We start from the raw sequence: 13,109 nt of genomic DNA, 5'->3' as shown, positions 1-13,109 counted from the left end.
TTTTTTTTTGAGTTTTAAAGTATAAAGAATGTTTTTATTTAATTCATACTATTCCAATGTAAAAAATTCCTATTTATGTTTTAGACATATTAACTAATCAATTTTTAACATGAAGTCATAGATTATATTGGTATGGAAAATGGACAAGAGTTTATTACCAAATCGGTTCTTTAGTTAGAAAAGGTGATAATTTGGGAAAAGACAACAAAGAAAATAAAAAATCTTGTAATTGCAAAGATTGCAAATGTAAGAAGTGTGAGTGTAAAGAATGTAAGAAATGTAAATGTAAGAAATGTAAGGACAGTAAATGTAAGAATTGTAAGAACTGTAAATGTAAAGATTCAAAGGAATGCTACTGTTGTGATAAATGTTGTAGAGGACCTAGAGGTAAAAGAGGTAAAACTGGTCCACAAGGGGCAACTGGAGTAACGGGGGCTGCCGGATCAACTGGTCCTACTGGAGAAAGCGGGGTAACTGGAGCGACGGGAGTAACTGGAACAACAGGCTCAACCGGAGTAATTGGTCCAACTGGATCGACAGGAATAACAGGAGTAACAGGTCCGACGGGTATAATTGGAACAACTGGAGTAACAGGAGCAACCGGAACAATTGGAGTAACAGGAGCAACAGGGTCAACGGGAGCCACCGGAGTGACAGGAACGACGGGAGATACAGGAGCAACCGGAATAAGAGGAACAACGGGAACAACAGGGGTAACTGGAGCAACAGGAACGACAGGAGTAACTGGGACAATAGGAGTAACTGGGGCAACAGGAGCAACAGGAACAACTGGGGCAACAGGAACGACAGGAGCAACCGGGGCAATTGGAGTGACAGGAACAACAGGAGTAACTGGAGCAACTGGAATAACCGGAACAATAGGAACGACAGGTGCAACTGGGATAACAGGAGAAACCGGGGCAACTGGAACAACAGGAACGACAGGGGCAACCGGAATAACCGGAACAACAGGGTCAACGGGAATAACTGGGATAACCGGAGCAACAGGAATAACAGGAGTAACAGGAATCACAGGAACGACGGGAAATACAGGAGCAACAGGAATAACAGGAATAACAGGAACGACGGGAGATACAGGAGCAACCGGGGCAACAGGAACAACTGGAATAACAGGAACGACGGGAACGACAGGATTAACCGGGGCAACAGGAATAACCGGAACAACCGGGTCAACTGGAATAACAGGAACGACGGGAACGACAGGAGCAACCGGGTCAACAGGAATAACCGGAACAACCGGGTCAACGGGAATAACTGGGATAACCGGAGCAACCGGAGTAACAGGAGTAACTGGAATAACAGGAACGACGGGAGATACAGGATCAACCGGAGTAACAGGAGTAACTGGAATAACAGGAACGACGGGAGATACAGGATCAACCGGAGTAACAGGAGTAACTGGAATAACAGGAACGACAGGAGCAACCGGGTCAACAGGAATAACAGGAGCAACCGGGTCAACGGGAATAACTGGGATAACAGGATCAACCGGAGTAACAGGAGTAACTGGAATAACAGGAACGACGGGAGATACAGGAGCAACCGGAGCAACCGGAGTGACAGGAACGACAGGAGCAACGGGAACAACCGGAGTAACAGGGACAACTGGAGCAACCGGAGCAACAGGAATAACAGGAACGACGGGAGATACAGGAGCAACAGGAATAACAGGAACAACAGGATCAACAGGAATAACCGGAATAACAGGATCAACGGGAATAACTGGGATAACAGGAGCAACAGGAATAACAGGAGTAACCGGAATAACAGGAACGACGGGAAATACAGGAGCAACAGGAATAACAGGAACGACGGGAGATACAGGAATAACAGGAACGACGGGAGCAACCGGGGCAACTGGAACAACTGGAACAACTGGAACAACTGGAACAACTGGAACAACTGGAATAACAGGAACGACTGGAACGGTAGGAGCAACCGGGGCAACTGGAACAACTGGAATAACAGGAACGACTGGAACGACAGGAGCAACCGGGTCAACAGGAATAACAGGATCAACAGGGTCAACGGGAATAACTGGGATAACAGGAGCAAACGGAGCAACCGGAATAACAGGAGCAACAGGAATAACAGGAACGACGGGAGATACAGGAGCAACTGGATCAACCGGGGCAACAGGAACAACCGGAGTAACAGGAGCAACCGGAATAACAGGAACGACGGGAGTAACAGGATCAACAGGATCAACCGGAGCAACTGGAGCAACTGGGGCAACAGGAACAACCGGAGTAACAGGAGCAACCGGAATAACAGGAGTAACCGGAATAACAGGAACGACGGGAGTAACAGGATTAACAGGAGCAACCGGTGCAACAGGAATAACAGGATCAACAGGGTCAACGGGAAATACTGGGATAACAGGAGCAACCGGTGCAACAGGAATAACAGGAGTAACCGGAATAACCGGACCGACGGGAGATACAGGATCAACAGGATCAACCGGAGCAACTGGGGCAACAGGAATAACAGGATCAACAGGGTCAACGGGAAATACTGGGATAACAGGAGCAACCGGAGCAACCGGAGCAACCGGAATAACAGGAGTAACCGGAATAACCGGACCGACGGGAGATACAGGATCAACCGGAGCAACCGGAGCAACCGGAATAACCGGGACAACCGGAGCAACCGGAACAACAGGAGTAACCGGAACAACAGGAGCAACCGGAATAACAGGAGTAAGCGGAACAACTGGTGTAACAGGGACAACAGGAGTAACAGGGACAACAGGAGTAACCGGAACAACAGGAGCAACCGGAACGACTGGGGCAACAGGGACAACAGGAGCAACAGGCCCAACTGGAATAACAGGAGCAACCGGATTAACAGGGACAACCGGAATAACCGGACCGACGGGAGCGACAGGAGCAACTGGATCGACAGGATCAACAGGATCGACAGGAGTAACCGGACCGACAGGAGTAACAGGCCCAACCGGAACAACAGGCCCAACCGGAATAACCGGACCGACAGGAGTAACCGGAACAACAGGAGTAACCGGAACAACAGGCCCAACCGGAATAACAGGAATAACAGGGACAACAGGAGTAACAGGGACAACAGGAGTAACAGGGACAACCGGAGCAACCGGACCAACCGGACCAACCGGGGCAACCGGAGCAACCGGAACAACAGGCCCAACCGGGGCAACCGGACCGACAGGAGCGACAGGAACAACAGGCCCAACAGGAGTAACAGGGGCAACAGGAATAACAGGACCGACAGGAGTAACAGGCCCAACCGGAATAACAGGGACAGCAGGAGTAACAGGGACAACCGGACCGACGGGAGCGACAGGATTCACAGGAGCAACAGGAGCAACCGGACCGACGGGAGCGACAGGATCCACAGGAGCAACAGGGGCAACCGGAGTAACAGGAGTAACAGGAGTAACAGGAGCGACAGGAGCAACCGGAATAACAGGGACAACAGGAATAACAGGGACAACCGGAGCAACCGGACCGACGGGAGCGACAGGATCCACAGGAGCAACCGGAGCAACCGGACCGACGGGAGCGACAGGATCCACAGGAGCAACTGGAGCAACCGGACCGACGGGAGCGACAGGATCCACAGGAGCAACAGGGGCAACCGGACCGACAGGAGCAACAGGGACAACAGGAGCGACAGGGGCAACCGGACCGACGGGAGCGACAGGTACAACTGGAGTAACAGGAGCGACAGGAACAACAGGGGCAACAGGAGTAACAGGAGCGACAGGAGCAACCGGAATAACAGGGACAACAGGAGTAACAGGCCCAACCGGAGTAACAGGGACAACCGGAGCAACAGGAGTAACCGGAGTAACGGGTCCAACAGGACAAAGACCAACTCTAACATTTGCAGAAAACGCAGGATCGATTGCTGTATTCCCACCACTTAATACAGAAGTAACAATTGTAAGTATCACTCAGGCTGTACTCGCAAACCAGCAGCTTAAAATTGACTATGCAACAGCAATCGAGTTAGTGGTTACTGCAAACTGGTCAGTTACATTTGAGTTGAGACTTTATAGGGATGCAACTTTAATAGATACTAGAGTATTTAATAGTAGCCAGCCGACAGCTGGTACCCACCGATATCAATTTTCAAGTACTCAAGTAAATGTAGCACCTGCAAATGCAACTTCAACCTATAGTCTTAGAGTAATATTTACAGCAATTTCGAATGTTACCTCAGCATCGGCAATTAATAGAGATATGAATATAATCACATTTACACCTTAAGTTAGAGTTAGATTAATAGATTAATATCCCCTTTTAATAGACAGTTAAAAATATTAACTCTGTTTATTAGAAAGGGGTTTTTTAATTTGAGATAAGGGCAAATGGGTGAATAGAAAGCCTAGTCTTCAACCAAAAACATTTTATTTTTTTCCACATACTTTAATAAAACGAAAAAAAAGGATGTGGGGAATTTGAATCGTTTTAATGGCCGTAAAGTAGATCAGTTACAATTCGATCTTGAATATAGAACCCAATTTACTTTTATAGTAAATGATGAAACTTTAAGTTGTGTTTTAAAAGATATTGCTAATAATTCAGTAAATATCGTCGGAATTTTACTGACAAAAAGTGGTGAAAATAATAATTTCGTTAGACTTGTACCTGGTACAACTGAATCGCAAAATATACATGATCTAAAAGTAGTTAGAGAAGTACTTGAATCATTTAATGTGAAATTTAAAGAAGAAACGATTTTCGCTCTATTAAATATTCCCCCTGGTATTCCAGGAGTATTTAGTAAAATTTATGGCAGTTTATGGTGTAAGGTTGGTGTGAAATCATTCTTTATAGGAGAAAAAGATAGTCTTTTTTTAACCGTATCAAATATAAAGAATGCAACGGATATTTTAAAGAATGATTACTTGATACAATGTGATAATCATTGTGAATAGCTTAGATCTAGATTTCTGCAGTTTTATTAGGTGATTAAAGCTTAATCATCATTTTTGAATAGTATATTTCTGCAATAATTTGTTGGCTAATTCTATTCCATCTTCTGTTAAGTAAACTGATTTAGCACGATTACTAAAAAATATGAGATTATTATTCAATAATTTATTTAATGTATCGAAAGGATATCCTTTCCAACTTCTGAGTGTAGTTTCATCTAATACTGTGTTTTCTTCAAATGCTGTTAAAAATAATAATAATAAAGTTAGATCATCGATTAATTCTTGCATTTCAAATAGCTCCTTTCTAATTTACATTTAAGAATTAAAAAAATAAGAGAAAGCCCTTTTAGTATAAGGGTTTTCTTATTTCTAATTAATAAACTATAAATTAGAACACACTGGTGAAAAATGTGATTTAGTAATTTAATCATTTAAAATAGACATTCGATCTCTATGACCACAAACGGGACAAGTAACTAAACGTTCATTTACTTTACCTGTTTTAAATGCAATCGCAAAATTTAATTTAGATAATTTAAAGCGACTGCTACAATGAGGACAAACAAAATGAGTAGTTCTAGTACGAATATCTGAATAATTATAGACAAACACGAAAGCTAAAATTAATATAAGAATCGATTGGAAAAGACCTGCAATAAATTGATTCATATGTTATCCTACTTTCTTTTTTATTGATGCTTGCTATTTATAGAATGATACCTTTGTAGTTTTTGATTTCAAATAGTTACTAAAATTTGCAATCTAAAATAAAAAGCTTAAAAAAGTAAAATAAAAATGAGGGAAATACCAAAAATAGGAAACAATAGAAACTAAGTACTAAAATACATAAATGAAGATTGAACTAAATACGAAAGGAGAATTTTATGAATATAAAATTCTTGTTTATATTAAATGATTATATACCTACAGAACCGGCTTATGTTGCAAATACTGGAAAATATATAGATGGCTCATTAAATATCTATTTAAATGAAACTTTATTTTTTCATGATCCGAATTTAAATCTTACTGAGTTTGCGAGTCAATTAAGTGAATGGGTTCAAAAGGTACAAAATGGAGCAAAAGATAACATGAATTATGAATCGATTAATCGAAATGAAGATCTTATGAATTTCCTATATAAAGGAGATGACAAGTGGGGGATTTATTCGGTGTGGCAAATGTTTGAACCCACAGAATATATTAATACAGAGGTATTAGTTGAGTCTGTAAACAGATTTCTTACTGCGTTAAATGATGGACTTATTGAAATTAATTATGATTATACGCTTGATAAATTTAATCAGTAATTTTGATTATAAACCAGTGTTGTTTTACTAAAAAGAGTTGCTAGAGTAACTCTTTTTTTAGTGCATTTGATAGGGGGAATTTACTGAACTAATCTATTTTTTAAACTAGGTACAACTTCTTTAATGGTTTTTACAGATAAAATTGTTGAATTTTAACGAAAAAGAAGTTTAATGTTTGTGAAATTGTTGAAATGCCAAATTGAAGACTGTTTAACTTTACTGATGATGAACAAAATTATTTCACTGTAATGGAAAAATAGTAAAAGATTTATGTAATAAAATAAAGCACAAGGTAAAATTTTTACCTTGTGTTTTTTTTATAAATTTTAGTTAAAAAATCACTTTTACCATGAAGATAAAAGTGATGAGTACCTGTTTGCCAATTCCACCATGAAAACAAGGTTAATACAGGGTATGTTAGGAAATGGGAATAGTTCGTTTTTCCCATATGGTAAAGATTTCCTTATTTGTTAATCTTAGGTTGTTTAGATTGAGGAAGATCTTGGGGAGTAATTGAGATTTTTATTTTTATCAAGTAAGTATCTAATTTTCTAAGTTATCTGTTAAAATAATTCCTAAGATTAATCATAATAGGAGAAATCAACTTATGATGAAAGTATTTTCCAAAAAAATCGTACTACTATTCGCATCATTGATGGTTTTACTAATGATAAGTGGAGCTTTAGTTTCTTTAACTTATATTCCTCTAAAGGTAAAAGAAAATCAAGAGGAAATGAAATTAACAGAAAGTCACTGATCTATCTTAAAAGAGGTCAAATTATTTTTAACTAAAAGCTCTGAATAAGGGCTTTTTGTACTTTCGAAATTAAATCACTTAATTAAATGAGACTACACTTATTGAATACAAAGCTGGAGGGAATTTTTAATGAATCAAAAAAGAATCAGAGATTATGGTGTTAATATTGGGTACCTAGAAACAGGGAAACTAAATTCTATTACAGATGTTGAAGGGGTTACGGTAGGTCATTTAACAATCAGTGATCAAGACATCCAAACTGGTGTTTCGGCAATATTTCCTCATCAAGGAAATCTATTTAAGGACAAGTTAATCGCGTCATCGCATGTTATTAATGGGTTTGGTAAATCGATGGGAACGATTCAAATTAATGAGTTAGGTACAATCGAAACGCCAATTATTTTAACTAATACGTTAAGCATTGGGACAGCTGCAGACGCTCTAATTGAATACATGCTTGAACATAATCCAGAAATAGGTCGTACGACAGGTACTGTTAACCCAGTAATTTGCGAATGTAATGACATGCTTTTAAATGATGTACGAGCTAGATTTATCACAAAAGATCATGTTTTTCAAGCATTAAGTAACGCTACTTCAGATGTGAAAGAAGGAACTGTCGGAGCAGGAACTGGAATGCTTTGCTATTCATTAAAAGGTGGCATTGGAACAGCTTCTCGAGTTATGAAGATGGAACATGGTACATATACAATGGGCGTTTTAGTCTTATCTAACTTTGGGATTTTAAGCGATTTAAAAGTAAATGGAAAGCCTGTTGGATCAGAATTGCGAGATCATATCTTAAAAGAACGAGACGAACAAGATAAAGGTTCAATCATTATGATTGTTGCAACGGACCTTCCCGTTTCAGAAAGGCAGCTAAATCGGATCATTAAAAGAACAGTTACAGGTTTATCAAGAACAGGCTCAATTATTACAACGGGAAGTGGTGAAGTCGTCATTGGCTTTTCAACTGCAACAAAAATACCTCATGAAAAAACAGCGCATTGCATAACGGTTCAGACGATACATGAAGAAGATATTGATCTAGCATTTAGAGCAGTAGGAGAAGCCACAGAAGAAGCAGTTTTAAACTCTTTAGTAACAGCAACACATATTGTTGGAAGAGATGGAAATGAAAGACCAGCTTTTAAAGATTTAATAGAAAAGTACAATGTTAACTTAATATAGATTATGGAATTCAAAAATCTAACTAGAAAGTAGAATAAAGTTCTAATAACGCAATAAATTTCATAAAATACTCTTAATCTGAAAGATGGACAAGCATTAAGTTAGGAGGTTGCTATGAAAAAAATTGTGTTTTTTGTTACTACATTTGTAATTTGTTTAGGTGTTAGTTTTATGGCTTTTAATGATAATAGTTTAAAAAGGACTAATTCGACACTAAATGAACAGGTTCGGGTTAAAACTCAAAATGAAGTAATAGCCGACAAAAATATAAATATATTGAAGCTACCTTTGCCAAATAGAGATCAAAGAAAATATAGTGTGAAAAAATTACCAATCAATCGTAGCCAAATAGAAATTCAAAAATTAAATAATAAATAACTTCGAGAATTCATCATAAAAAAATTGACGGACCTAATCGTATTTATAGGGTCTGCCATTTTTTTTGTTAGGAATTATATAAAAAAAGGTAGGACTATAACAAAACAAATAGAATAATTAGTTAAAAGGAATATAAAGTGTCATGGAGGTTAAAAAATGAAAATTGCTTTTCTTATCATTGATATGCAAAAAATATTTTTAGATGGTAAAAAAGAATCATTAAATGTCGAAGGTGCTTGTGAATATATAAATTATGTTGCTGAGAGTATTCGATCTAAAAATCATCTAGTTATACATGTGCAAGATATCGAAGGAGCAGATGAAATAGATTCAGAATTAATTTCTTTCATCCCGGAAATTATAGTGGAAGAACAAGATATTTGTGTTACAAAAGAACATTCAAATGCATTTTGGAATACGGAATTAGAGCAGATTTTGAAAGGAAATGATGTTGAGTTAGTTATAATAGCTGGATTTGCAGCAGAACATTGTGTTCTATTTACTTATAATGGGGCTAGCGAAAGGGGATTTAAACCAGTCTTATTGCAAAATGGAATACTAAGCACAAAAAGTGATGTAATAACTCAAACGTATCGTGATCGAAACATTATTTCATACAAAGTTGTCCCATACATTATTTAGTTTAAAAATAGATTGATAACATAAAAAGTGCTCTTTTAAGTCATCGTACTTTGAGCACTATTTTGAATTGAAGAGAAGACAAAGAAACCACAAGGTAAAATTAATGATCCTTGTGGTTCAAATCTAATCTATTGGGAATTTAGACAATATTCCTCTTATTCTTCTAATGGATGCGGATTAATTCATAAATATCAGAGTCAAATCGAACTCTTGTATGCTTGGATTCAATTCGTTCTATTTCTTCTATTTCTTCTCGTAACTCTCCAAACCACCAAAATTTGATTTCAGTTAAAAAATTAGTAAGCATTTTATTCCCCCTAGTTTGAATAATGCCTTAACACTTTTAGATTATAAATCTATTTTTTTAAGGCAAGATTAATTTCACGTAAAAGTTAGCAAAGTTTTTAAGGAGTGAAAGAGGGAATAAAATTGCTTAATTAAAAAAGTGAATCTATTAAATCCAACTAGATTAGAATTAATTTTAAATAAAGTTGAATTTATTTAAAGGAAAATTATGGATGGATGTAGAATACTAATCTATACCTCAAAGATTTATCCTTTATGAATAAATCCCAAAAAGGAGTTGGTAGGCATGTCTAAATTTAGATTAATTCCTTACAAGCTGGAAGAAGTTAAAGGTAGTACAAATGAAGTACCACCTGGAGTTCGTTTAATTGAAGCTAAATCTATTTGGGACAAAGGGTGTCAAGGGGAAGACGTGGTTGTAGCTGTTATTGATACTGGCTGTCAGACTGACCACCCTGAATTACAAGAGCGAATTATTGGTGGATATAATTTTACAGAAGACTACGGTGGGGATCCTAACGTATTCTTAGATAATAATGGACACGGTACACATGTATGTGGAACGATTGCAGCTTCTGAAAATGGAGAAGGTGTTGTAGGGGTTGCTCCAAAAGCAAAACTTCTCGTTTTAAAAGTACTCTCTGGAGCAGGGGAAGGTAGCATTGAATCAATTGTACAAGCGATTGATTATGCGACAAATTGGAAAGGCTCTAATGGAGAAACTGTTCGAGTGATTTCAATGTCATTAGGTGGTCCAGAGGATGATTCTTCGTTACATGAAGCGATTCAAAGAGCGGTTGAACAAAATATAGCCGTTGTATGCGCAGCTGGTAACGAAGGTGATGGAGATGGCTCAACCAATGAATATAGCTATCCAGGTGCTTACGATGAAGTTATAGAAGTAGGTTCCGTAAGTCTGCAAAAACGATTATCCAATTTTAGTAATACAAATAACGAAATTGATTTAGTTGCGCCGGGAGAAAAGATTCTTTCGACTTATCCGACAAATCAATATGCTGTTCTTTCAGGTACATCAATGGCAACACCACATGTATCAGGGGCAATTGCATTATTAATTCAACAGTTTGAGTCAGAGAACAATGAGAAAATCACTGAACCAGATTTGTTCGAACTGCTAATAAGTCATACAGTACCAATCGGATACAGTTCGTTTGAGGAAGGCCATGGACTTTTAAATCTAGGCGTAAATATACCCTCAAAGTCTCCGAATGTAATAAAATAATAGATAAAGTCCCGATAGTGTTGGTAGACTATCCGGGACTTTTTTGATGAATCGAAAAAAAGTAAAACTATATAGAGGTGATATGAATGTTTAAAAATCAAATAACTGAACTTTTAAAAATAGAATGTCCAATTATTCAAGCTCCGATGGCCGGTGGAATCACAACCTCAGATTTTGTAGCTGAAGTTTCAAATTGTGGAGCTTTAGGGACAATTGGAGCAGGCTATATGACTCCATCACAAATACGTGAACAAATTAGAGAAATAAAAACATTAACTAATAAAAGCTTCGGAATTAATTTATTTGTCCCAAATGATTTTAGAGTAAACGAAAATGAAATTTCAAAATCCAATGATTTATTACAACCTTTTAATGAAGATTTAAATATAAAACAAAATGATCGCATACAGGTTCAAAATTTTAATTCTTTAAATGATACATTTCACGAACAAATTAAAGTGATCATTGAAGAAGGTGTTCCGATTTGTTCATTCACATTCGGTATACCTTCAAAGGAAATGATAAAAGAGTTAAAGCTTCATAATATTATTTTGATTGGAACAGCCACTACTGTAAATGAAGCAATTGAAATTGAGAAGTCAGGAATGGATTTAATTGTCGTACAAGGTAGTGAAGCAGGTGGACATCGAGGTAATTTCTTAAACGAGAATGAGGAAAGTTTAATTGGATTAATGTCACTAATACCTCAAGTAGTTGATCAGGTTAGTATTCCAGTAATTGCAGCTGGAGGAATTATGGATGGAAGAGGCTTAATGGCGTCTCTTTGTTTAGGGGCGAAGGCTGTTCAAATGGGTACCGCTTTTCTAACCTGTATTGAAAGTGGAGCTCATGAAGTACATAAGAATGCTATTCTAAATTCTACAGAGGACCAGTTAGTTTTGACCCGTTCATTTTCTGGAAAATGGGCAAGAGGAATCGAAAATAAATTTATTACGGAAATGAAAAAACACGAGGCTGATTTACCAGAGTTTCCTGTACAAAATACGATTACACAAACGATTAGAAAAGCGTCATCCGTACAATATAATAAAGAGTTTATGTCACTATGGTCGGGACAAAGTCCTAGATTATCTAAAAATGAATCGGTAGAAAACTTAATAAATGGAATAATGGGTGAAGCTAAAAAATTCTTCGAGATTTTTAGTGGTAAATTGAGCTAAATGCTAAGTAAATTGATCTGTACTACTATTTTTGATTAGGAGACTTTATGAATTATTGTGAAGGTATGAGAGAAAAGATTGGAAATGCTCCTTAGATATTGATCCTTTTATAAAAAATCAGTTAAAAAAATTAAAATATTAGCCAAGTAAAAAAAGGTTCTAATAGGTTTTTTCGTTACCTATAGAGAACCTTTTTTTATAGAAGTAAATAATCTTTTGTTACTTTAAAAGCATACGATCAATATACGATTTAATAGCTTCAATATTACCAGATACTTGTTCTTCTCTTTGTTCATCTTTTTTTATTTTATCTAATGATTTTTCTAATATCGTTTTTGCTTCAGATTGAGGAATAACAACTACTCCATCTGCATCACCAACAATGATATCACCTGGGTTAACTGATGTACCTCCACAGGAAATTGGAATATTAATATTACCTACTCCAATTTTTCCACTCGCAGCTACAGTAGTACCTTTACAAAATACTGGGAAATTTAATTTTTTAATACCGCTTATATCCCGGATTACCCCATCAACAACTATAGCACTAACACCCATTGTTTGTGCCATTCCAACAACAAAGTCTCCTGCAATTGCCCGGTATCGATCACCTTTTGCATCGATTACGATGACATCGCCTGGATTTGCTTCACGAATTGCCCTTAATACAGCTAAGTTATCACCAACAGGGATTTTAACTGTCACTGCTCTTCCTACAAATCTATATTCTTCTTTTAAAGGCTTTATTGACGGATCCATATTATTTAGCCCATCCATTACATCTGAAATACAAGTTGTTGGTATATTTTTAAATTGATTAATAATAGAAATCACTCCCTAATAAATCATTTATTAATGAAATTATATAAATTATTTGGTCTCGTGAGAATTTCGAAAAAATTATGAAGCTTGATAAAAAATAATTATTGTATTTAGAAAGGTTGCAATAGATTAATATCGAATAAAATAAGTTGGATAATAAAAAATAGTGTAATGTTTTAATATCTTGAATTTATACATCATGTAATTAGGATCTGATTGAAGTGAAAATATAGATACTATGGTACACATTTTATAAAGAAAATAGTTTAATCTTTAAATATCTTGAATTTAAGCATATGTAAAATAAGGATCTGATTGAAGTGGAAATTTAGATACT

General features: G+C 36.9%; 13 protein-coding genes. 9 read left to right on the top strand and 4 right to left on the bottom strand.

Annotated features, from left to right (window positions below; genetic code table 11):
* Positions 1–191 precede the first annotated feature (191 nt).
* Both BED47_RS15205 and BED47_RS15200 read left to right on the top strand, forming a co-directional pair.
* Positions 192–4,268, top strand: a complete 4,077-nt coding sequence (locus BED47_RS15205; protein WP_139116364.1) for a collagen-like protein — start codon at positions 192–194, stop codon at positions 4,266–4,268.
* Positions 4,269–4,459: 191 nt separating this feature from the next.
* Positions 4,460–4,939 (top strand): hypothetical protein, encoded by a 480-nt coding sequence (locus tag BED47_RS15200; protein WP_069034373.1) that lies wholly within the window; start codon positions 4,460–4,462, stop codon positions 4,937–4,939.
* Positions 4,940–4,987: 48 nt separating this feature from the next.
* Here BED47_RS15200 and BED47_RS15195 read toward each other — a convergent pair whose 3' ends face one another.
* Positions 4,988–5,227, bottom strand: a complete 240-nt coding sequence (locus tag BED47_RS15195; protein ID WP_069034372.1) for a DUF6429 family protein — start codon at positions 5,225–5,227, stop codon at positions 4,988–4,990.
* Between the two features lie 135 nt (positions 5,228–5,362).
* On the bottom strand, positions 5,363–5,608 hold the full coding sequence (locus BED47_RS15190; protein ID WP_069034371.1) for a hypothetical protein: 246 nt from the start codon (positions 5,606–5,608) through the stop codon (positions 5,363–5,365).
* 215 nt (positions 5,609–5,823) lie between these two features.
* On the opposite strand from BED47_RS15190, the gene BED47_RS15185 reads away from it, so the two are divergent.
* From BED47_RS15185 to BED47_RS15170, 5 genes are all read left to right on the top strand, one after another.
* A complete protein-coding gene (locus BED47_RS15185) occupies positions 5,824–6,249 on the top strand; it encodes a DUF7878 domain-containing protein (protein ID WP_069034370.1) in 426 nt (141 codons plus the stop codon).
* A gap of 607 nt (positions 6,250–6,856) precedes the next feature.
* Positions 6,857–7,006 (top strand): hypothetical protein, encoded by a 150-nt coding sequence (locus tag BED47_RS23770; RefSeq protein WP_175403505.1) that lies wholly within the window; start codon positions 6,857–6,859, stop codon positions 7,004–7,006.
* Positions 7,007–7,135: 129 nt separating this feature from the next.
* Positions 7,136–8,197 (top strand): DmpA family aminopeptidase, encoded by a 1,062-nt coding sequence (locus BED47_RS15180; RefSeq protein WP_069034369.1) that lies wholly within the window; start codon positions 7,136–7,138, stop codon positions 8,195–8,197.
* Positions 8,198–8,311: 114 nt separating this feature from the next.
* Entirely contained in the window at positions 8,312–8,575 is a 264-nt protein-coding gene (locus BED47_RS15175) for a hypothetical protein (protein ID WP_069034368.1), read from the top strand.
* 156 nt (positions 8,576–8,731) lie between these two features.
* The gene (locus BED47_RS15170) at positions 8,732–9,217 is read left to right on the top strand and encodes a cysteine hydrolase family protein (protein WP_069034367.1); all 486 of its coding nucleotides are present in this window, start codon (positions 8,732–8,734) and stop codon (positions 9,215–9,217) included.
* A gap of 163 nt (positions 9,218–9,380) precedes the next feature.
* On the opposite strand, the gene BED47_RS23765 is transcribed toward BED47_RS15170, so the two are convergent.
* Positions 9,381–9,524 carry a hypothetical protein gene (locus tag BED47_RS23765; RefSeq protein WP_175403504.1) on the bottom strand — a complete coding sequence of 48 codons (144 nt, stop codon included), beginning with the start codon at positions 9,522–9,524 and terminating at the stop codon, positions 9,381–9,383.
* Between the two features lie 285 nt (positions 9,525–9,809).
* On the opposite strand from BED47_RS23765, the gene BED47_RS15165 reads away from it, so the two are divergent.
* Positions 9,810–10,766 carry a S8 family peptidase gene (locus BED47_RS15165; RefSeq protein ID WP_069034366.1) on the top strand — a complete coding sequence of 319 codons (957 nt, stop codon included), beginning with the start codon at positions 9,810–9,812 and terminating at the stop codon, positions 10,764–10,766.
* A gap of 86 nt (positions 10,767–10,852) precedes the next feature.
* Positions 10,853–11,947, top strand: coding sequence for an NAD(P)H-dependent flavin oxidoreductase (locus BED47_RS15160; RefSeq protein ID WP_069034365.1), 1,095 nt, complete (start codon positions 10,853–10,855; stop codon positions 11,945–11,947).
* 219 nt (positions 11,948–12,166) lie between these two features.
* Here the strand turns inward: BED47_RS15160 and BED47_RS15155 are convergent, their stop codons facing one another.
* Entirely contained in the window at positions 12,167–12,784 is a 618-nt protein-coding gene (locus BED47_RS15155) for an RraA family protein (RefSeq protein WP_069034364.1), read from the bottom strand.
* Positions 12,785–13,109: the final 325 nt, after the last annotated feature.

The organism is Gottfriedia luciferensis, from assembly GCF_001712755.1.
Taxonomy (GTDB): Bacteria; Bacillota; Bacilli; order Bacillales; family Bacillaceae_G; genus Gottfriedia; species Gottfriedia luciferensis_B.
Note: the sequence above shows the minus strand (reverse complement) of the source record. Positions and strands in the feature narration are given on the sequence as shown.